The following is a 19,841-nucleotide window of genomic DNA, read 5'->3' on the forward strand; positions in this document are numbered from 1 at the left end:
GCTCAGCCCCCTACGTTCTGCAACACACTGCACGCCCCGCAGGCCGCGCAGCCGGCGCGCTGCTCGGCGCCGGTCATCCCGATCATTTGCAGATGCGCGGCGACCTCACGGCTGATCTTCTCCACGATGGCGGGATCGGGTGCGCCGGCGCGATCCACGTCGACGGCGAGCGTTCCCGCATGCGGGCGGAACGGCACGATGAACGGATAGACCCCGGTGTCGGCGAGTTGTTTGGCGCCGGTGATCATCTCGTCGGCTTCCTCGCCGAGACCGACCAGCAGATAGGTGGACACCTGGTTGCGGCCGAATACCCGCACCGCCTCGGCCCAGGCCGCGCGGTACTCGTCCAGCGGTACCGACGCTTTGCCGGGCATCCACCGCCGACGCACCGCGTCGTCGAGGGATTCGACGTGGATGCCGATCGCGTCGGCGCCCGCCTCGCGCAGGTCGGTGATGGTGGACAGGTCGGCCGGTGGCTCACACTGCACCTGGATCGGCAGATCCGGCACGGCGGCCTTGACCGCGCGCACGCAGCGGGCGAGGTGTTTGGCGCCGCGGTCCTTGCCGTTCGACGTTCCGGTGGTCATCACCATCTGGGTGATGCCGTCGAGGTCGACGGCCGCGCGGGCGACCTCGGCGAGGTGTTCGGGCTTCTTGACCGCGACGGTCGCCCCGGACCGCAGGGACTCCTCGATGGAGCAGAAGCGGCAGCGTTGGTCCGCATCGTAGCGGATGCAGGTCTGCACCACGGTGGTGGCGAGCACGTCGGCGCCGTGCAGTTTGGCGATCTTCTCGTACGGCACACCGTCGTCGGTGGTGAGGTCGTAGAAGCGGGGTCGACCGATCGTCGCGATCTCGATGCCCGCGTCGACGCCGTCGTAGAGGACGCGCTCGCCGTCGAAGGCGAAGGGGCTGTCGGGGTTTCGGGGTATCGCGGCGTTGAGACCGTCGATCAGCAGGTGGCCGTCGTCGGACGGTCCGGCGCCACCGGTGCGGTGGACCGGTGGGGTGCCGCGGATACCGAGCAGGGCGAGATCGACTCGGGTGGATACGGTCACGCGGGAACTCCGTTCGCTCGCAGGGAGGCCGAGTGTTCCGGGTGGTGGCAACCGGTGAGGGAACGTCGGCGGATCTTGCCCGCGTCGTTGCGGAGTGGTCGGTGGGTGAGGCAGATGTGGTCGGGTCGGTGGTCGGCCGGTAGGTGTCGGGTCGCGAACTCGGTGAGCGCGGCGTCGCTCACGGTCGTGTCGGCGATGTCGACGATGACGGTGAGGCGCGGTGGGTCCGTGTCGTCGCCGACGGCCACGGCACCACGGACGTGCGGGTGTTGTTCGAAGGCCTGCTCGATGTCGGCGGGATAGATCGTGACGCCGTTGCGGTGGATGACGTCGGCGGCGCGGTCGATCACGAACAGGTGGCCGTCGGCGTCGAGGTAGCCGAGGTCGCCGAGGGTGTCCCAGCCGTCGCGGGTCCGCCGCGACGGTGCACCGAGGTAACGGTAGGCGGCGTCGGGTCCACGCTGCATCCAGATCTCGCCGATCTCGCCCGGCGCCGCCGGTGTTCCGTCGGCCGCGGTGATGCGGATGCGAGTGTTGCTGATGGGTTTTCCGACCGAGCCCGGCCGACTGAGCCACTCGTCGCCGCCGATCATGGTCAGCCCGTTGGACTCGGTACCCGCGTAGACCTCGATGACCCGTTCGGCGCCGAGCCAGTCGATGAGGGCGTGCTTGTCGGGCACCGGGCAGCGCCCGCCGAGGTGCAGGACCGACGCCAGGGTGGACAGATCGTGACGTCGACGCATCTGCGCCGGCATTCGCAGCAGCCGCCGGATCGAGGGCGGCGACAGGACCGCCCAGGTGACGCCGTGGCGCTCGACGGCGTGGAGGAAACCGCGTTCGTCGAAGGCCGGTTCGATGACGAGCCGATGGCCGGCGGTGAGGCCACGAAACGCGTAGGTGAACGCGGTGGAGTGCCACATCGGCGACGAGACGAGTTGGGTGGCCTGCCAGGGCACGAAAGGTGCGATCGGTGCGTCCGGGTCGACGAGAGCCGGTGCGCTGCTGGCGATCACCTTGGGACGTCCGGTGCTGCCCGAGGAGGTCGGCGCCTTCCAGCTGTGCGCCCACCGATCCGGGAGCGGATCGTCGGACAGGCCGGTGGCCTGCGCTTCGTCGACCCAGGCGATGTCAGGTCGGACGGGTCGGCGACCGAATGCCGCCCGGGGTTCGGCGATGTCCTCGAGCGCGACTCGTTCGTCGTCGGACAGGTCGGGCGACAGCGGCAGGGGAGTGGCGCCGGCCCGCCAGATGGCGAAACAGGCCACCACGAAACCGATTCCGTTGGGCAGGGACACCACCACCCGGTCGTCGCGTCGGACATCGTGGTCCAGCAGCAGCCGGGCCACCCGGGTCACTCGGGCGTCGATCTCCGCGGCGGAGGCGGCACCGGTCCGGTCGGTGACGAGCATGTCGTCGGGCGTGACGCGGGCGCGGTGCGCGAGGACCGCGGAGATCGGTTGACGAGTCATGGTGGTGGGCCCGGCTACTGGACGGCCGCGAGTCGCGGTGCCGAGGTTCGCAATCCGTCGACGATGGTGTCGGCGAGGTGGCGGGCGTCGCGGTCGATGCCGAGGAACCGTCCGGATCCCCAGGTGTGCATCCAGGGGAGGCCGATGAAGCTCAGGCCCGGCACCTGGGTGACGCCGCGGGTCTGCATCGGGCGACCACCGCCGTCGAAGGCGCTGGCCTCGATCCACCGGTAGTCGGGACGGAACCCGATGGCCCACACGATGCTCGTGACGCCGGCGGCGGCGAGGTCGAGGTCGGTGGGATCGGTCTGCGGCGCCCAGACCGGCTCGTACCGGGACGGCGGTGGAGCGTCGATGCCGTTGGCCTCGATGTGGCGGTCGATGTCGGCGCAGATGGAGTTGTAGACGGAGTCGGCCTTGTCGAGTGCCGCGGTCAGGGTCGGGGCGAAGCGCAGCGTCGCGTCCTTGCCGTCGGTGAGCGTGCCGTAGAGCTGCATGCCGTCGGCGGCGAACTGGCGCAGGTCCACGTCGCGTCCGCCGTCGCGGCCGGTCACGTAGTGGTTCGTCTTCTCCTGTGCGGCTTTGCCTCCCGGATACTGCTGGGTCGGCGTGTCGTAGAGACCCATGTCGGCCAGCCAGGTCATGCAGTCACGGCCTCGATAGAGGCGGGCCACCCGTGGCGCGTTCCCGATGGCGAGGTGGACCTCGCGGCCGGCCAGGTGGAGATCTTCGGCGATCTGTGCGCCGGACTGGCCGGAACCGACCACCAGCACCGCACCGTCGGGTAGCTGCTCGGGGTTGAAGTATTGCTCCGAGTGGATCTGGGTGATCGACGGGTCGAGCGCCGACGAGTACGGCGGGATCACGGGCAACGGATAGCCGCCGGTGGCGATCACCACCTGATCACTGGTCACGATCTCGTCGCCGTCGGCACCGGTCAGGGTCAGTTCGAAGCCGGTGTGCCCGGTTTGGCGCAGTCGGGTGACGGTGGTGTGGGTGCGTACCGGCGGGTCGAAGGTGTCGAGCCATCCGGCGAGCCAATCGACCACCTCGTCGCGGGTCATGAATCCGTCGGGGTCCGGGCCGTCGTAGGCGTAGCCGGGCAGCCGGCAATGCCAGTTCGGGGTGACGAGAGTGAAGTTGTCCCAGCGTGCGTCGGCCCAGGCGTGGGTGGGGGTCTTGGCCTCGACGACGAGGTGGTCGACGTCGGCGTGGCCGAGATACCAGCTGACCGAGAGGCCGGCCTGACCGGCGCCGACGATGACGACGGGATGATGAGCGGGAGCGCTCATGATGTCTCCAGTGTGGTGGGCAAGGATGGGTACATGCGGACGACCTCGACCGGGGCGTCGGCGTCGTAACGTTGTGCGGTGCGGGTGATGTCGTCGGCGGAGGCGGCTGCGGAGGTGCAGGCGAAACCGAACTTGGCCCGCACCCGCTCGGCGGCCTCCCCGAGCGCCGCGGTGGCGCGCGTGGTGAACTCGTCGACCGTGTAGCGTCCGCCGACGTCCAGATGGTCGTGCATCACCAGGCTGGGCGAATAGCATTCCTGCACTTGGCCGTCCGGCCAGCGCACGGTGAACGTCATCTCAGGCATGGGACAGGTCCCGCCACGGTGCGCTGCCGGTCGCGTCGAGTTCGGCGAGCACCCCGTAGGCGTCGGGCCGACGGTCACGCAGGTGGAACATCCCGCCGCGCATGGCGGTGAAGGTGCCGGCGATGTCGATGTCGGCGACGGCCATGCCGCTGCCGAGCAGGGTGGTGTCGAGGATGTTGCCGCCGGGGTCGACGATCTTCGCGTTGCCCACGTAGCGGAGTGAGCCGAAGGTGCCGGACTGGTTGGAGGCGATCCAGAACACCTGGTTGTCGAGGGCGCGGGCGGTGTCGAACAGGTTGAACCGGTAGGTCCACCGGTCGTCTTGCAGGTTCTCGGCGGTGGCGGTGCGGGCTGCCGGCCAGGCCGACAGGCTCGCGATGATCTCGGCGCCGTTCAGTGCCATCACCCGTGCGGCTTCGGGAAACGCTTTGTCGTAACAGATCTGGAGACCGACGCGTCCGACGGGGGTGTCGAAGACGCCGTAGTCGGTACCCGATGAGTACGACATGTTCTCGCCCAGCGGCTGGTGCACCTTGCGGTAGCTGCCGTAGATCTGCGTGCCGTCGAGGACGGCGGCCGCGTTGTAGCGGGTCTCGCCGTCGTCGGCGATCTCGCAGAAGCCGATGGCGATCACCATGTCGCCGATGATCGATTGCACCCGTTCGATTTCCGGCCCGTCCAGGCTGATCGCCGGCGGCAACGATCGGCTGGTGTTCTTCACCGTGTCACCGTGATTGCCGAGTGACGAGAGGTAACCGCCGATGGCCGCCTCCGGGAAGACCAGGAACTCGACGCCACGGTCGCGGGCCTGGGCGACGTAGTCGGCGATGGTCTGGTAGTTCTGCTCGAGGTCGCGGGTGAAGTTGGCCGCGACCGCAGCGATGGTGGTCATGAGAATGCCTCGAGGTCGGTCACACCATGTAGGTGGAGTTGATGATCGCGCCCTTGCGCGCGTAGTGGATGATGGCGTCCTGCACGTCGAGTGGGTGGGCGGGGATCACACCTTCGATGAGATCCTCCTCGCGGCCGCCGTGCAGGGCGAGTCCGAAGCGGCAGCAGAACACGGTGCCGCCCTCGGAGATGAAGGTCTCCAGCGAGTCGTTGATGTTCTGTTCACCGGGGAAGCCGGAGTCACCCGTCTTCGGGAAGCCGCGGGTGGCAAGGCAATTGATGGCGCCGGGGCCGTAGAAGTAGATGGCGGACTCGAAGCCCTTGCGCAGTGCGCGGGTGGCCTGCAGGACGGCGACGAACGACACCGACGACTCGTGCGCGATGCCGTGGACCAGGGTGAAGTAGGTTTCGCCGTCCTCGGCCTGATAGTCGGGGAAGATCTTGGTGCCACCGTAGATGTTGGAACCCTTCGGCAGCGAGGGGTGCGGGATCTCACCGAGCGACTTGGCGATGTTCTCGGTGATGGTCTCGTCGAAAGAGGGCACGGGGTCTCCTAGAATGAGGCGCGACGGTTCGCGGCCGTCGACACCGGGGTGCGGAAGTCGAGGCGGCGCTGCCTCACAAGAGGATTCGATCCGGGGATCGGAGTGTGTGGCCGTTGGGCGGCTACGACATTCAGTTCACGCCCGAACTATTGCGTGCTGGTTTCCGGGAGAATAATTGCGACGCGGATTTCGTTAACATGGTCGCTCGAGGTTGCTGTACGTCGGCGGTCGGGCACGGTGGCAGCGGCGCTGGACACGATCGGCGAGTACGGCGGCAACCCCGCCGGGGTGTCCACGACGGGGTTGCTGGGCGAGGGCGCGATGCCCTGGGCTCGATGATTTGGGCCGGCGGCTGACCGACGGCAGCTGGTCGGCGAGCTGTCAGCTCACTGCCAAACCCAGAGCCAGCGGCGGGTGCGCGCGTCCCAGTGACGGACGCGACGGCGGCGGCGGGCGGGGGTCTGCGGAGCGTTGTTGTTGGTGGTGGTCTTCTGCGGGGTGGGCATCGTCGGCCTTTCTCGTGGTGTGCGATCCGGGGTGGATCTCGTTGACACCATTGAGATTGCGCCCGAGGACTGGTGAAACGATCGACGCCGGCTGAGAGGTGGCTGGCGATTGCCGATCAGACGGTGACCGTCACCACGTCGTGCGCGACGTCGTCGCCGAGCAAACGTGCCTCGCTCGGCGCGGACCGCAGGAAGCGCCGCTTCTCGCGCCACCCCGCGACCATCCGTTGCTGTTGGAAGCGCACATCGGCGGCGACAGCACGAGCCGACACATCGGGACGTCGCAGCGCCTTGACCACCGCACTCACCATCGTCGAGGCCGGCATCATCGCGGCCGGCGGTTGCACCCGGTTGTAGATGTCGCTGAGCACCGCGGCGTAGTCGGACCGCTGCTGGGCCCGGCGGTAGAGTTCGTACTCCAGCGGCGACGGCGGCAGTCCGGACGCCAGGAAGTTGGACCACTGGTACACGTCGATGCAGTCGCGTTCACGCTGCGCCGCCCAGTCCGCGGTCACCCGGTCGACCACATCCGGGTCGACGCCCGTACGTGCCCCGAGCACCGGAGCCAGCGCCTCACCCAGCAGGCGGCCATAACGCAAACCGTCCCGGATGCCCTGTGCAGTGACCGGATCCTTGAAGTGGCCGGCGTCGCCGGGCAAGGCCCAGCCCGAGCCACTCGACCGCCGGAAATAGGATTCGATGCCGACGCAGGCGCGCACCCGCGACGTCAGTTCGCAGCCGGACAGCCGTTTTGCGAGGCCCGGCAGCGCCTCGACTCCCCGCAGGTAGGCGTCGTGAATCTTGCGTCCCCGGAACTCCGGCACCACCGCCACCGGAGGTTGCAGCAGGCAGAGCAGATCACCACCGTCACAGGGGAATGCGGTGCCCAACAGGCCGTCGACCCGCCACTGGGAGGCGATGTGGCGCAGATCCTCACGGTCGTCGGCCCAGTAGGCGTAGTAGCAGGCACGGCCGCTCGGGGAGACCAGAGTCGGGGTGTGCGCCCCCACCTGCTGGGCCACGAAACTCCTACGGCCGTCGGCGCCGACGACGATGGGTGCGTGGACGTCGTGGCTCACACCGTCGTCGTCGGTGTAGCTCAGCCCGACGACGCGACCGTCGATCCAGATCAGGTCGGTGGCGGTGCATCGCTCGCGGATCTCGGCACCGGCCGCCCGTGCCGTCTCGACCAGGATGTTGTCGAGATGGGTCCGACGCAGACACATCGCGAAGTCGATGCCGGCGACCGGAGTGTAGGTGGTGCGCCATCCGATGTCGTCGAGAATCGCTTCGGCCAGCGGCATCCGGGGCGCGCCGCTCGCCTCGACCGCGGGCAGCGCACCCAACGTCTGGATCTCGGCCAGGGTGGTCGGCCACAGCAGATGGGTGGACAGGGTGTCGGACGGGAAACGTGCGGAATCGATCGCGAGGACCCGCGATCCCCGTTCGGCCAGCGTGATCGCGGTGGCCGATCCGGCGATGCGGGCCCCGACGATCACCGCATCGAACTGCTCGACGGCTGAGCTCATGGTCGCTCCTCCCGGCCGGCCCCCGACATGCAGTCCGACACAGTGTCAGGATGACGTTATGCCTGCACACACGGGGTGTCAAGGGTGGCGTAGCATCGGGCTCATGGGGTCGGTGACCAGGACGCAGGCAGGGCAGACGATGCAACGTCGGGCCGAGGTCACCGACCGGGTCCTCGGCGCCGTCGAGGATCTGCTCGGCACCGGTGAGCGATTCACCGAGTTGCCGGTGCAACGGATCGCGCAACGATCGGGGATGTCGCGCACCAACTTCTACCAGTACTTCCCGAACAAGAGTCAGGTGCTGATCCAGGTCGCCGACGTGGCGTCGAAAGAGTTCTTCGCCGCTCCGACATCGTGGTTCGCCGACGACGCCTCACTGGATGCCGGGGTCGCCGGGGTGCAACGGGCCATCGCCGAGATGATTGCGGAGTTCCGCAAGCACTGGCCGCTGATGCGGGCGTTGGGTGAGGCCGCCGCGTATGACGCGGAAGTGGCGGAGTTCTGGTTCGGCCGCATCCACGAATTCATCGACTTCGCGGCCGGCCGGGTGCAACGGTGGCAGACGCAGGGCCGCGTCGACGACGCAGTCACCACCGAGTCGGTGGCCGCGGTGACGTGGATGGTGGAACGCACCATCACCCAACACATCATCGGTTCCGGCGCCGACGTGTCGACCGACGATCAGGTGGTGGCCGCACTGTCGCGGACCATCTGGCTCACCATCGCCGCCGGCGCCGACTGACGACGATACGGCTGCGGTGGCAGCGGCCGGCCGAGACGATAATTGACGCGGCCCACGGCCGGCACCGCAAGCGGATACGGCGCCGTCGGCGGTTATCGCAGATGGTCGGTCTCGTTGAGCGACATCACCTGCCGGTAGCCCCCCGGCAGCGCGATCACCCGCGACACCGAGGTGTAGAACGGCTCGGTGAAGAACATCTGTTCGGCGCCGATGACGTGCGACAGGTAGGCGTTGATGACCCCGCCGTGACATACCACGGCCACCGTCCGATCGTCGTCGGCCACCAGCGATTCGATCCCCGCGACCACCCGACTGCGGAAATCGTCGAGGTCGAAGGTGTTGTCGCCGAGTCGGCCGGCGTTCATGTCGGCAAGCAGCGTCGCGCGATCGGTGTAGGTGTGCACGACACCGTAGGTGGTCCAGCCGTGATCGAGTTCGACGAGCCGGTCGTCGAAGGCGATCTCGTGCGACAGCGCGGCCGCGGTCACCGACGCGGTTTGTGCAGCACGGCGCATCGGGCTGCTGACCACGGCGTCCACGGCGCCGTAGCGTCCGGCCGCCATCGCCTTTGCCAGGAGTTTCGCCTGATCCTCACCCTCGGGCATCAGATCGGGGTCGGCGCCTGCCGGATCGGAAAGCCGAAACGGTTTGGCGTGACGGATCAGCAGCAGTTCCATGCGTTCAGTTCAGCGCATCGTCGGGGCTGCCGCGACGTCGGGGTCGGTGATTGCGGCCTCAGCTCGCCGCCGAGGCGACCTTGTCGACTGCCGCGGCCACCGTCTTCTCGAACGTGTCCACGTCGGGGTCGTCGGCGACGGCGCCGGCAGACGTCACGGTCACCGCATAGTCGCCCACGGTCGCCCAGGCCAGCAGCGTGGTGGCGGCTACCTCCCGTCCGTTGAAGGTCGACGTACTGGTCTGCTCGACGGCGAACACGTCGTCGGCGGCGGTCACGCGCAGGTCCAGCGGGGCATTGGTGATGGTCGACTCGGCCGCCGTCGAATCGCCGTTGGCGATGGTCGCCGTCACGCTCGCACATTGCCCGGTCCGCGACGCCCGGATGTCGTCGAGCGAGCCACCACCCGCGGGTGTCACGGTCTCGGTGACCGTGGTGGACCCGGAGACGGCCATCAACATCACCATGCCGGCGTCGTCGTCGGTGGCGGTACCTGCCGGGGCACACTCGGGCGGGCTGATGGTGGCGCCCTTCGCGACGTCGAGGACGCCGTTGGCGGCCTGCGCCACCTGCCCGGCCGGGATCGGCATCGTCCGGAATCCCGCCGGAAGCTCCTCGGTGGTCAGCAGCAGCGCCTTGACCTCCGGTGACGCCGACTGCGCAGCCGATGTACCGTCTTCCGCTGCCGAACCCGAATCCCCGCATCCCGCAACACCGATCGCACCGACCACTGCCGCCACTACGGCAATCACGCGTCGTGGTGTACGCACCGAACTCCACCCCCTGATCGAACGAATCCCGAAGGGCAGGGTAGCCGATCGGCTCTACCGGCCACCGAAGCGCTCGGCGACAGCGGCACCCTCGGTGTCGTCGGGAAGGATGTCGTCGGTGCGTGATCGCCACTGCGCCAGGGTCTCTGCGAGGATCCGCTGCGTTTCGGCGTACGCTGGGTCGTCGGCTAGATTGTGGTGTTCGTCCGGATCGACGGCCAGCGCATAGAGTTCGCGTGCAGGGCGCGGCGACCGGGCCGACTCGTGATCGATCGCGCGGGCCGACGGGCTGTCGGCGATGTCACGCGGCAGGAGCAGGATGGGCCGGTCGGCGTAGTTCTCGATGTAGGAGTACTCGCCGGTGCGCACCGCACGGATGGGATCGAAGTCGTCGTGGTAGGTCTTCTCGGTGAAAACCTCGGTGCGGACCGGTGTTTCACTATCGGCAATCATCGATGCGGCATGGGACACGCCGTCGATGGCGTCCGGGATCGGCACCGACAACAGATCCAGCATGGTCGGCGCGAGGTCGACACCGGAGAACAGCCCGTCGTAGGTGCGGGGCAGCAGAGCACGTCGACGAGGTGGCCGCATGAGGAGCGCGATTCCCGTACCGGCTTCGTAGAGAGTGGATTTCGCGCGCGGGAAGGCGAGTCCGTGGTCGGTGAAGAAGACGATCCAGGTGGTGTCGTCAAGTCCGAGGTCGGTGAGCGTATCGAGCAGACGTCCCACCGCGGCGTCGGCGGTCGCGATCGCGCCGTGCAGCCCGGCGAGATCGGTGCGGACGTCGTCGGTGTCGGGGAGGAAGTCGGGCACGACGATGGTCGCCGGGTCGACCGGCGGGTAGCGATCCTCCGGGTACGGGCGGTGGGTCTCGAAGAACCCGGCGGTGAGGAAGAACGGCCGCTCGTCGGAGACGCGGACATGTTCGGCGAGCCAGTCGCGAGCTCGATCCACCACGACGTCGCAATGGGTGTCGGAATCGTCGACGACGTCGAATCCGAGGGTGGTGGCGTCGGCGCTTTCGTGCTGCATCCCCATGAGCACCGTGCGATAGCCCACCTCTGACAGCAACGTCGGCAGCGTACGCACCCGCTCGCCATATTCGAACCCGTGATGAGCCAAGCCGATGAGGCCGTTGCGGTGCGGATAGCGGCCGGTGAACAATGACCCGCGCGACGGCGAGCACAACGGCGCCGTCGCGTGGGCCGCCTTGAAGCGGATACCGTTGGCGGCCAGCGCATCCAGATTGGGGCTGGGAACTCCGCGGACTCCGTAACAGCCCAGGTGGCGACCGAGGTCGTGCCAGTGGATGACGAGAACGTTCTCCCGTGGGGTCTCACCGCTGCGTGCATCTGACGAAGAGGCGCCGAGCGACTGCGAGGTCGACATATCTCCATGATGCGCTCCGGTGCGCCACCCGGCCGGTCGGCGACCACCCTTGAAGTTGAAGTCAGCCTCAAATACAGTCCGAAGAGAGTGAGCCAGACCACATCGTTGACCGCCGTCTGCGCAAAGGAGCCATATGAGCACCGTCAACACCGTCACCGGACCCGTCGACTCCGCCGATCTCGGCAACGTCCTCATTCACGAACACGTGTTCGTGCTCGGCGAGGAGTATCGCCAGAACTACCAGGACGATTGGGACGAAGAGGAGAAGATCGCCGAGGCGGTGCGCGACCTGTCCGAGCTCAAGGGGCTCGGGATCGACACCATCCTGGATCCGACGGTGCTCGGTCTGGGCCGCTACATCCCACGGATTCAGCGCATCGCCGAGCAGACCGACCTCAAGCTGGTGGTCGCCACCGGGCTCTACACCTACAACGACATTCCGTTCCAGTTCCACTACACCGGGCCGGGTCTGCTCTTCGACGTCGCCGAGCCGCTGGTCACCTTCTTCGTGAAGGACCTCACCGAAGGGATCGCCAACACCGGGGTGAAAGCGGCATTCCTCAAGTGCGCCATCGAGGAGCAGGGCCTGACCCCCGGCGTGGAACGCGCGATGCGCGCCGTCGGTCAAGCACACGTGCAGACCGGCGCACCGATCACCGTGCACACCAACCCGCACACCCAATCGGGTCTGGTGGCACAGCAGGTGCTCAAAGAGGAGGGTGTGGATCTCACGAAGGTGGTCATCGGGCACTCGGGTGATTCCACTGATCTGGACTATCTGATGCAGCTCGCCGACGCCGGGTCGATCCTCGGCATGGATCGCTTCGGCCTGGACGTGCTTCTGCCGTTCGAGGACCGCGTCAACACGGTGGCCACCCTGTGCGAAAACGGTTACGCCGACCGGATGGGGTTGGCGCACGACGCGTCGTGCTTCATCGACTGGTTCTCGCCGGAAGCCAAACGCGAGGCGGTGCCGAAGTGGAATTACCGCCACATCAGTGAGGACGTGCTGCCGGCGCTGCGCGAACGCGGTGTGAGCGACAAGGACATCGAGACGATGCTGGTGGATGTGCCGCGGCGGTATTTCGAGTGATGGTGTCGCACCGGTGGCCCGGGGCTATTTGCGGGTGAGGCCGAGGGCGTTGGCCCACAGGCGGGTGGCGGTGGACACCAGGTCGTCGATGTCGTCGCCGCCGCCGACGCCGAGACTCTGATATGCCATGCGCGACACCATCCCCGAGAGCGCACGGGCTGCCCGCAGCGGGTCGAGTTCCGCGTCGGCGAGGCCGGCGTGCTGTAGTTCGCGGATCCCACGCGCATTGCGTTCGACAAACACCTGCCCACGTTCGAACCGTTTCTGCCGGAACTCGGGACTGATGCCGGCCACCTGTTCGCGTACCATCATCAGTTTGGCGTTGCGCCGATACGCCTCGAAATAGGCGCGATTGGCGGACTCGATGGCGGCGATCGGATCATCGGTGTGCGCTTCTCCGTGCACCATCCCGGGATGCAGGATCTCCTCCTGCGCGGCGGTGAGCACGGCGTCGAGGATGTCCTCCTTGGAGTCGAAATAGGTGTAGAACGACCCGGTCGCGCAGCCCGCCTCCACAGTGATGTCGGCGAGGCGGGCATCGGCGAACCCGTCGCGTTCGAAAACCGTTCGGGCTGCGACGATCAGCGCGGCCCGGGTGCGTTCACCGCGCGCGGTGAGCGGCCGCGACGTCATCGCGATACGAGCGCCTGATCCGAGACGCCGGCGACGGTCTCCTGCGCGGCGGCCGCCGCGTCCCGATAGGGCCGCAGTTCGCGCCGGGCGATGGCGCGCTTGTGCACCTCGTCGGGGCCGTCGGCCAGCCGCAGTGTGCGGATGTGGGCGTAGGCCATGGCCAGGGGAAAGTCGTCGGTGACCCCGCCGCCGCCGTGCACCTGGATCGCGCGGTCGATGATCTGCAGTGCGATGTTCGGCGCGGCGACCTTGATGGCCGCGATTTCGGTGGCCGCTTCCTTGTTGCCGACGGTGTCCATCATGTGCGCGGCCTTGAGCGTGAGCAGCCGCACCATCTCGATGTCGATGCGCGCCTCGGCGATCCAGTCCTGGATGTTGGCGCGTTCGGCGATGGGCTTGCCGAAGGTGACGCGCTGCGTGGCCCGGGCGCACATCAGTTCCAGCGCGCGCTCGGCGACACCGATGGTTCGCATGCAGTGGTGGATGCGGCCGGGGCCGAGGCGGGCCTGACTGATCGCGAATCCCTCACCCTCACCCTTGAGGACGTCGGTGGCGGGCACCCGGACGTTGTCGAAGATCAGTTCGCCGTGGCCCTCGCGGTCGACGTAGCCGAACACCGGCAGGTTCCGCACGATGGTGAGTCCCGGGGCGTCGGTGGGTACCACCATCATCGACTGCTGCCGGTGGACCGGGGCGGTCGGATCGGTCTTACCCATCACGATGAGCACCTTGCAGTCCGGACGCATCACGTTGGAGGCAAACCACTTCCGTCCGTTGAGAATGTACTCGTCGCCGTCGCGCACCATGGACAGTTCCACGTTGGTGGCATCCGAGCTCGCGACGTCGGGTTCGGTCATCGCAAAGGCCGAGGCGATCTCACCGTCGAGCAGCGGCTGCAGGTAGCGCTTCTTGTGCTCATCGGTGCCGAACAGGGTGAACACCTCGATGTTGCCGGTGTCGGGGGCGTTGCAGTTGAACACCTCCGAGGCGAACCCGACCCGGCCCATGATCTCGGCGAGCGGCGCGTACTCGAGGTTGGTGAGGCCCGGCCCCCATTCGGGATGCGGGTGGAAGAGGTTCCACAAACCGGCGTCCTTGGCCTTCTGCTTGAGTTCCAGCAGGATCGGTGGAGTCGCATGCGGGTTGTCGGACTCCCTCATCTGCTGGGCGTAGACCGACTCGTTGGGATAGATGTGGGCGTCCATGAACTCGAGCAGTTGGGCGCGGTACTTCGCACCGCGTTCGGACGGGGTGAACAGATCCATCGGATTCTCCTTTGTCGGTCGGTTCGGCCGGTTCACGGGTTCGCGGAGTCGACCAGACCCTGCTGATATCGCCGCATGCCGCGCAGCCAGCGGTCGTAGTCGGCACCCTTGTGCCGATACATTTCGAGGACCTCGGGGTGCGGAAGGATGAGGAATCGTTCGTCGCCGAGGGCATCCATCACCACGTCGGCGACCTCTTCGGTGGTCAGCACGCGACCCGCGGTCTCCACCGCCCGTTGCATGAGCATCGCGCGGTCGTCGGCCGGCGCGGCGTCGGGGCGCAGCAGCTTGGTGTCGACCCCCATCGGGCACAGGCAGCTCGCGCGCACGCCGCGGTCACCGTAGGTGACGTTCAGCCACTCGGCGAAACCCACCGCGGCGTGTTTGGTCACCGAATAGGTGGCCGAACCGAGTTGGGTGAGCAGGCCGGCCGCCGACGCGGTCGACACGAAGTATCCGGCGCCCCGATCCACCCACTCCGGAACGAGCCGGCGTGCGGCGCGGATGTGGCCCATCAGGTTGACGTCGATGACCTGGGCCCATTCGTCGTCGGTCACGTCGAGGCCGGGTGCACCGCTGATGCCGGCATTGGCGAAATACAGGTCGACCGGCCCGAACTCCGCTTCGGCGAGTGCGATGGTGGCATCGATGTGCTCAGACGAGGCCGCGTCACCGGTGATCGTGGCCACCGACCCGGGAGCAGAGGTGTCGATCGCCGCCTCGACACGATCGAGTCCGTCGGCCACCAGGTCGGTGATCACCACACGGACGTTGCGGGCGACCAGCGCCTTGGCCAGTGCGGCGCCGATACCGCCGCCGCCTCCGGTCACGATGGCCACTTTGCCGTCGAGCTCCATCACCACATCCCTCGTCGTGGACGGTCGCGACCCGGGTCGGGTGCGAGTCGCGTCGGGTTCGGCTCCGAAGCTACTTGAATCCGTGTTCAGGTTCAAGTGTCGGTGTGCGCTCACCAAGCCGACGCTCTGCCCACAAGGGAAATGACAACAAAGGTATTCGAAATGTGAAAAAGGGCGTTTTCTCAACACGCGTTGTGATTTCTCAACTACCGTTGAGAAAAGGACAGCTTCCCATTATCAGGGTTGACTGAGACTTTGCTGCGGAAGAACCAAGATTTAGGTGACACCCGACTGGGTCATCCGTACACTTCGGTATATGGTGTTCGTGAGAATAAATCTTCCGGTGGCTGTAACGAATCACTGAGCGTCACCGAAATGCAGCACAGAGGATCGTCCAGCCAGCGGCGATCGCAACGTGATCTGCCATACCCCTGAACTTCGGCCGAGAGATCCAGGCCCCCTTTGGTTCTCGCGGTCGTTGGTGTTCGTGTCCGTTATATGTGGAAAGGAGGTGACAACTATGGATCTGTTCGCAATTCTGACCGAGTTCGTCGGCGCAGCACTCGATTTCCTCGGCCAGTTCTACTGAGCCCGGGTAGGGTGATCGCCCGGCCTCACCGACATTGCGTGATGATCAACGCAAGCGAGAGTCGTTCCCCCCCTGAACTCTCTTTTCACTGATCAATCCCGTACTCGACTCGAGTACAACTCCGTAATCGCCCGGGGTGAGAACTTGCCTTTCTCACGCCGGCGGGAGATCGGACGGGATATTCGCAACGGCGGTGAGTCCGGGCGTTTCGCCGTCTCCAGGGTTCCGACACCCTCACCCTGGGGTCGTCCGACCGAAGCATCCCCATCGCTCCCGGGTGTGATCTGGATTACACTTACGCGGGTAATCCCAGGTCATCGGAGGGAGGTGCGCCATGTTCAGTCTGATCGCCGATCTCGTGTACGGCATTCTCAGTGCCGTCGGCAACTTCCTCTGGTGACCTCATCGATGCCGGCACCGCCACAGTGCGTCACGTGAGCGACGCGATCGCCCGGTCGGCGGTGCCGGGCGTGAAGTAGTCGATCGCCGGCAGGAGCGCCCGCAGCGCCGCGGGCGCGACCTCGCTGGGTTGGTGGGTCACCGCACGCAGAATCCACCGCGCCGCGTCGTCGACGGTGAGAGCATCCACATCGTCGTATTCGGCAGTTGGAGCGATCATCTCGGTCCGTACCAATGGGAAGTGCACGTTGGTGGCGCGCACACCCGGATGCGGCCGCTCCGCGTTGAGACTGCGTCCGAAGATCGCGAGGGCGCTCTTGGAACCTCCATACGCGGAGAATCGGGGGAAGGTGTTGGCCATCAACGCCCAGGTACAGACGTTCACCACCTGACCGCGGCCTCGATCGACCATGCCCGGCAACAACCCCAGACTCAGCTGTACAGCTGCGGAATAGTTGAGTTGCATCGTCCGCCGGTAGTCGTGCAGACGGTCGGTCGAGTCGATGATCGACCGGCGGATCGAGTGGCCGGCGTTGTTGACCAGGACATCCACCTCCCGCTCGACGAGGTACGCCACCAGTTCGGTGATCGCGGACTCATCCGACAGGTCGCAGACCTTATGCTCTGCTCCCGTCTCATCGGACAGGGTCTGCAATTCGTGCTTGCGCCGCGCCACCGCGATGACGTGGGCGCCCCGTTCGGAGAGCAACCGCGCCGCAGCTCGCCCGATCCCGGCCGACGCCCCCGTCACCACCACGGTCAGCCCCGCGACGTCGCGGCCGGGCCCGGTGAGCGCCTGCTCCACCGGAGCGGGTAGCAGCGTCCGGCGTTGCATCAGGTCGAACAGGCCGGCGGACAATGACGGCATGGTGATCCTTTCGACGACCCTCCGACGGTAGCCCGCGCGAAACCGTCCGCGGAAAACTGTTGCATCGGAACACTCTGGCGCCTCCATCACGATGACCCGTTCGCACCCGACCCTGGGAGACCGCGATGTCCGTACCACTGGAGGCCGGCGGCCCCGGACCCGCCGATGAGAGGCTCGTGGCCGCGCTGCGCACCGGCGATATGCAGGCGCTGGGCGCCGTCTACGACCGTTATGGTGCAGCGCTGCACACCTTCGCGTACTCAATGGTGCGCAGTCGCGAGCGTGCCGCCGACGTCACCCACGACAGCTTTCTCGTCGCTGTGGCGCGGATCGATCAGCTCCGCGATCCGGCCCGACTGCGGCCGTGGCTGTATGCGATCGTGCGGTCGGAGTGTCTGCGCATGCTGCGGGGTGCCAAACGCGAAACCGTGTTCACCGACTGGCACGACACCGCCGACGACGACCTGCCGGATGCCGATCTGCACCGGCAGGAGATCCGCGAGCTGGTGCGGTCGGCGCTGGACGGCCTCTCGCCGAAGGACCGTGAGGTGGTGGAGCTGAGCTTGCGCCATGACCTCGACAACACCGAGATCGCCGCCGTGCTGGGAGTGACGCCATCACATGTCACGGCGCTGACCTCGCGCAGCCGTAAGGCCCTCGAGCGCAGTCTCGGCACGTTGCTGGTGGCCCGGGCGGGCGGCGAAGGGTGCGACGAGCTCACCGAGATGTTGCGGGCCTGGGATGGCGAGTTCACGCCGCTGTGGCGCAAGCGGATTGCCAAACACGTCGACAACTGTGCGACCTGCACCGGCGAGCGGCGGCGGCGCTTCAGCCCGGCGGCGATCCTGGTGGCCCTGCCCATGCTGGCCGCTCCCATCGTGCTGCGGGAACGGGTCGTCACCGATGCCGAGCCGGTACTGGCCGCCTACGCCCACGGGGCCGGCGACGCGCACGCCGCGTCGGTACCCGATGCGGTCGACGCGAGCGGTGGCCAGGTGGCGTCCGAGGCCGAGTCGACGACGATGATCGCGGGGCAACCGGCGTGGGACTATCCGGTCGCGGCGCCGGGTGGGCATCGCTGGTGGCTGTGGACGACGGCGGCGGTGACGGTGCTGCTGGCGGCGGGGGCAATCGTGGCAGCGGTCGCCGTCGGGACCGACGAGGAGGTCGACCCGACACCCGTCGTCGAGGTGCCGACAGTGGAGGCGGTGACCCCGCCGAGGTCCGCGACGACCGTCGGGCCGACGTCGAACCCCGCCGGGCCCGTGCTGCCGCCGCCCGAGGTGACGTCGGTGCCGGAGGGTCCGTCCCAGTCGAGAACGCCGTCCGAATCGAGCGAATCGGTCCGGCCGTCGGTGTCTTCGCAGCCGGAGTCGGGGGGGCGCGGCGAGGAGCCGCAGCCCGATCCTGGTGCGCCGGACCCTGATGTTCCGGACCCGAACGTGCCCGAACCCGCGCCGGACCCAGACCCGGCCGCCTGCCCTCCGCTGTGCGGCCCGACCAGCGGACCCGCCGGTCCGACACTGCGCTGACCTGCCATTTCGCGAGTTCAACAAATTCTCTGAGAAAAGTGTTGCAGCTTCCGCCGCTGCTGACTCCTACACCCGAAGGCCGACAACGGTCGGCCTCGGACCCCAGGAGCCAGCCATGCACACCCTCACCACCACCCGCCGCGTCGTCATCGGAGCCGCCGTCGCCGCCGCACTATCCGCACCCGGAGCCGGGATCGCGTTCGCCGAGAGCCCCGCCCAGCCGTTCCAGCCCGGATACGGTGTCGCGACCATCGCGCCGCCGCCTCCGGGCCCCGATGACGATCTGCTGCCGCCGGTCGGCGACCCCGACCCCGGCGTACCCGGCGTCCTCCACCCGCCCAGCGGCGGCGAGGATCCCGATCCGGGCCATGGCGAACCGGACGATGTGGCGACCCCGCCGACCGATCCGACGCAGCCCGATCCGTGCGAAGAGGACGGCACCTGCCCGGACGACTCGGACGACTGCTGGGTGTGCCCGGACGGCCAGGATTATTGCGAGCCGTGCGACGACGGGGGCAAAGACGAGTGCCCGACGCCCGACAACGACAACGACAACGACAACGACAACGACAACGACAACGACAACGAGAACGAGGACGACTGCCCGAAGCCCACGGACTGCGAGGAAGAAGGCGACTGCGTGCCGCCGGAGACCATCGTCGAGGAGAAGCCGGTCATCACCACCGATCGCCCCACCTTCGACACCGGTGACGAGCGATCTGTCACGCAGGCCGGGCTGCTCGGCGGCGCCATCTCCCTGGTCATCGTGGGCGGTACCGCGGTCGCGGTGATCCGTCGGCCCAACCGCTGATCGGCGGGGATCAGTGATGCGCACACGACGATTCCTCGTGCTGATCACCGCGGTGGCAGCACTCGCGATGGCCGTGCTGATGCTCACCGGGTGCGGTGGCGCCACCGATGTGCAGCCGCCACAGGTGCTCTCCGGGAGCACCGAGCCGTCGGCGACCCGCACCGCTCCGGTCGGTGAACCGGTCCGACTGACGGTGCCGTCGGTGCAGGTCGACGCGGTGGTGCGGCCCATCGTCGACGATAGCGGGGAGATCGATCCGCCCACCGAGGACGACGCATGGTGGTGGACCGAACGCGGCACCCCCGGCTCGGCCGACACCGTCTACCTCGCCGGACACGCCATCCACAACGGTGACGGGGTGTTCGCGCCGCTGCAGCGAGTCGAGCCCGGTGCGCAGATCCAGCTCGACACCACCGCCGGGTCACGCACCTACCGCGTCGATGCGACCGCGACGTACGACAAATGGAATCTCGACCGCTACGACGAGGTGTGGCAGGCGGTGCCCGGCCGGCTGATCCTGGTCACCTGCTTCGTGGTCGACGGGCAGCCCACCGACGAGAACTACCTCGTGTATGCGTCGTTGGTGGACTGACCGAAAGTTCTGGCCGCAGTTGCGGGT

At 67.4% G+C, this 19,841-nt stretch carries 19 protein-coding genes; 5 read left to right on the plus strand and 14 right to left on the minus strand.

Annotated features, from left to right (window positions below; translation table 11 throughout):
- Window positions 1-2: 2 nt before the first annotated feature.
- The 7 genes from NWF22_RS09815 to NWF22_RS09845 all read right to left on the minus strand — a co-directional run bounded on the left by NWF22_RS09815 (window position 3) and on the right by NWF22_RS09845 (window position 7,595).
- On the minus strand, window positions 3-1,058 hold the full coding sequence (locus NWF22_RS09815) for an MSMEG_0568 family radical SAM protein (protein ID WP_160901541.1): 1,056 nt from the start codon (window positions 1,056-1,058) through the stop codon (window positions 3-5).
- On the minus strand, window positions 1,055-2,527 hold the full coding sequence (locus tag NWF22_RS09820) for an AMP-binding protein (RefSeq protein ID WP_160901542.1): 1,473 nt from the start codon (window positions 2,525-2,527) through the stop codon (window positions 1,055-1,057). Before NWF22_RS09820 ends, NWF22_RS09815 begins: the two co-directional genes overlap by 4 nt.
- A gap of 14 nt (window positions 2,528-2,541) precedes the next feature.
- The gene (locus tag NWF22_RS09825; RefSeq protein WP_160901543.1) at window positions 2,542-3,819 is read right to left on the minus strand and encodes an MSMEG_0569 family flavin-dependent oxidoreductase; all 1,278 of its coding nucleotides are present in this window, start codon (window positions 3,817-3,819) and stop codon (window positions 2,542-2,544) included.
- Window positions 3,816-4,124 carry an MSMEG_0570 family nitrogen starvation response protein gene (locus NWF22_RS09830; RefSeq protein ID WP_160901544.1) on the minus strand — a complete coding sequence of 103 codons (309 nt, stop codon included), beginning with the start codon at window positions 4,122-4,124 and terminating at the stop codon, window positions 3,816-3,818. The genes NWF22_RS09825 and NWF22_RS09830 overlap by 4 nt, the downstream gene beginning before the upstream one ends.
- Window positions 4,117-5,016 (minus strand): carbon-nitrogen hydrolase family protein, encoded by a 900-nt coding sequence (locus NWF22_RS09835; RefSeq protein ID WP_160901545.1) that lies wholly within the window; start codon window positions 5,014-5,016, stop codon window positions 4,117-4,119. Before NWF22_RS09835 ends, NWF22_RS09830 begins: the two co-directional genes overlap by 8 nt.
- A 19-nt stretch (window positions 5,017-5,035) precedes the next feature.
- Window positions 5,036-5,560: an MSMEG_0572/Sll0783 family nitrogen starvation response protein gene (locus NWF22_RS09840; protein WP_160901546.1), complete on the minus strand. Its 525-nt coding sequence runs from the start codon at window positions 5,558-5,560 to the stop codon at window positions 5,036-5,038.
- Between the two features lie 622 nt (window positions 5,561-6,182).
- Window positions 6,183-7,595, minus strand: coding sequence for an NAD(P)/FAD-dependent oxidoreductase (locus NWF22_RS09845; protein ID WP_160901547.1), 1,413 nt, complete (start codon window positions 7,593-7,595; stop codon window positions 6,183-6,185).
- A gap of 103 nt (window positions 7,596-7,698) precedes the next feature.
- Between NWF22_RS09845 and NWF22_RS09850 the strand changes: the two genes are divergently transcribed.
- The gene (locus NWF22_RS09850) at window positions 7,699-8,337 is read left to right on the plus strand and encodes a TetR/AcrR family transcriptional regulator (protein ID WP_160901548.1); all 639 of its coding nucleotides are present in this window, start codon (window positions 7,699-7,701) and stop codon (window positions 8,335-8,337) included.
- Window positions 8,338-8,429: 92 nt separating this feature from the next.
- On the opposite strand, the gene NWF22_RS09855 is transcribed toward NWF22_RS09850, so the two are convergent.
- The 3 genes from NWF22_RS09855 to NWF22_RS09865 form a co-directional block, all read right to left on the minus strand.
- Window positions 8,430-9,014, minus strand: a complete 585-nt coding sequence (locus NWF22_RS09855) for a histidine phosphatase family protein (RefSeq protein ID WP_160901549.1) — start codon at window positions 9,012-9,014, stop codon at window positions 8,430-8,432.
- Window positions 9,015-9,072: 58 nt separating this feature from the next.
- Window positions 9,073-9,765: a hypothetical protein gene (locus tag NWF22_RS09860; RefSeq protein ID WP_160901550.1), complete on the minus strand. Its 693-nt coding sequence runs from the start codon at window positions 9,763-9,765 to the stop codon at window positions 9,073-9,075.
- A 72-nt stretch (window positions 9,766-9,837) separates the two neighbouring features.
- Window positions 9,838-11,175 carry a sulfatase family protein gene (locus NWF22_RS09865; RefSeq protein ID WP_160901551.1) on the minus strand — a complete coding sequence of 446 codons (1,338 nt, stop codon included), beginning with the start codon at window positions 11,173-11,175 and terminating at the stop codon, window positions 9,838-9,840.
- Between the two features lie 133 nt (window positions 11,176-11,308).
- Here NWF22_RS09865 and NWF22_RS09870 point away from each other — a divergent pair, with 133 nt between their 5' ends.
- Window positions 11,309-12,268 carry a phosphotriesterase family protein gene (locus NWF22_RS09870; RefSeq protein ID WP_160901552.1) on the plus strand — a complete coding sequence of 320 codons (960 nt, stop codon included), beginning with the start codon at window positions 11,309-11,311 and terminating at the stop codon, window positions 12,266-12,268.
- Between the two features lie 24 nt (window positions 12,269-12,292).
- On the opposite strand, the gene NWF22_RS09875 is transcribed toward NWF22_RS09870, so the two are convergent.
- From NWF22_RS09875 to NWF22_RS09890, 4 genes are all read right to left on the minus strand, one after another.
- On the minus strand, window positions 12,293-12,901 hold the full coding sequence (locus tag NWF22_RS09875) for a TetR/AcrR family transcriptional regulator (protein WP_160901553.1): 609 nt from the start codon (window positions 12,899-12,901) through the stop codon (window positions 12,293-12,295).
- Window positions 12,898-14,166, minus strand: coding sequence for an acyl-CoA dehydrogenase family protein (locus tag NWF22_RS09880; protein WP_160901554.1), 1,269 nt, complete (start codon window positions 14,164-14,166; stop codon window positions 12,898-12,900). The genes NWF22_RS09875 and NWF22_RS09880 overlap by 4 nt, the downstream gene beginning before the upstream one ends.
- 32 nt (window positions 14,167-14,198) lie before the next feature.
- On the minus strand, window positions 14,199-15,023 hold the full coding sequence (locus tag NWF22_RS09885) for an SDR family oxidoreductase (protein ID WP_160901555.1): 825 nt from the start codon (window positions 15,021-15,023) through the stop codon (window positions 14,199-14,201).
- 1,019 nt (window positions 15,024-16,042) lie between these two features.
- Window positions 16,043-16,879, minus strand: a complete 837-nt coding sequence (locus tag NWF22_RS09890) for an SDR family NAD(P)-dependent oxidoreductase (protein WP_160901556.1) — start codon at window positions 16,877-16,879, stop codon at window positions 16,043-16,045.
- Between the two features lie 125 nt (window positions 16,880-17,004).
- Here NWF22_RS09890 and NWF22_RS09895 point away from each other — a divergent pair, with 125 nt between their 5' ends.
- The 3 genes from NWF22_RS09895 (at window position 17,005) to NWF22_RS09905 (ending at window position 19,814) form a co-directional block, all read left to right on the plus strand.
- The gene (locus NWF22_RS09895; protein ID WP_160901557.1) at window positions 17,005-18,411 is read left to right on the plus strand and encodes a sigma-70 family RNA polymerase sigma factor; all 1,407 of its coding nucleotides are present in this window, start codon (window positions 17,005-17,007) and stop codon (window positions 18,409-18,411) included.
- A 115-nt stretch (window positions 18,412-18,526) separates the two neighbouring features.
- Window positions 18,527-19,222, plus strand: a complete 696-nt coding sequence (locus NWF22_RS09900) for a hypothetical protein (RefSeq protein WP_160901558.1) — start codon at window positions 18,527-18,529, stop codon at window positions 19,220-19,222.
- 16 nt (window positions 19,223-19,238) lie between these two features.
- Window positions 19,239-19,814: a class F sortase gene (locus NWF22_RS09905; RefSeq protein WP_160901559.1), complete on the plus strand. Its 576-nt coding sequence runs from the start codon at window positions 19,239-19,241 to the stop codon at window positions 19,812-19,814.
- Window positions 19,815-19,841: the final 27 nt, after the last annotated feature.

It is taken from the genome of Gordonia mangrovi (genome assembly GCF_024734075.1).
Lineage (GTDB): Bacteria > Actinomycetota > Actinomycetes > Mycobacteriales > Mycobacteriaceae > Gordonia > Gordonia mangrovi.